The organism is Lysobacter sp. TAB13, assembly GCF_052113885.1.
GTDB classification, from domain to species: Bacteria; Pseudomonadota; Gammaproteobacteria; order Xanthomonadales; family Xanthomonadaceae; genus Lysobacter; species Lysobacter gummosus.
Genome location: NZ_JBFRDR010000059.1, coordinates 1 through 824, shown reverse-complemented (window position 1 = coordinate 824; position 824 = coordinate 1). Strand labels below are relative to the sequence as shown.

General features: G+C 68.2%; 1 protein-coding gene. It reads left to right on the top strand.

Translation table 11 applies throughout. From position 1 onward, the window contains the following. Nucleotides 1–824, top strand: an 824-nt coding sequence (locus AB4Y92_RS25090) for a proton-conducting transporter transmembrane domain-containing protein (RefSeq protein WP_441822085.1), incomplete at both ends; no start/stop codon positions are given.

The following is an 824-nucleotide window of genomic DNA, read 5'->3' as shown; positions in this document are numbered from 1 at the left end:
GTGCTGGCCATGCTGGTCGTCGCGCCTCGCCACGCCAGGCAGGTTGCCCTTGTGACCATGGCCGCGGGCCTCGTGACCGCGATCGCCATCGTGGCCGAGTTGATCCGGACCGGCACCGCGCTCACCTATGTCGTCGGCGGCTGGCAGCCGCCGCTCGGAATCGCGCTACGCGCCGACGGGCTCTCCGCGACGATGATCGCGATGACGGCGATGGTGATCACGGCGACAGGCCTGTTTGCGCGGGGCCTTTATGCGCTGGGCCCGAAGGCGCAGGACGGCCGGGCCCCGACGACCTTCTGGGGCTTGCTGCTGGCGACATGGAGCGCGCTGAACGCGGTCTTCGTCGGCGAGGACCTGTTCAATCTCTATGTCGCTCTGGAGTTGCTGACATTCGCCGCAGTCCCGCTGGTCTGCCTCGATGGCCGCGCCGAGACCGTCGCCGCAGCGTTGCGCTACCTGATGTTCGCGCTGCTCGGGTCCCTGCTCTACCTGCTCGGCACGGGGCTGCTCTATGGCAGTTACGGAACGCTCGATATCCAGATGCTGTCGCGCCTGAGCGAAGGCGGGCCGGCCCTCTCGGTGGCACTTGCCCTGATGATCGTGGGGCTTCTCGCCAAAGCTGCCCTGTTTCCGCTGCATCTCTGGTTGCCCCCGGCCCATGCCGGCGCACCCGCAGCCGCGAGCGCGGTGCTCTCGGCTCTCGTCATCAAGGCGCCGGTCTTCCTGATCCTGCGTCTCGTGCTCGACATCGCGCCCCCGCACGCAGCGATCCTGGCCGGTCAGATCCTGGCGGTTCTCGGCGCGTCCTCGATCCTGTTCTGCAG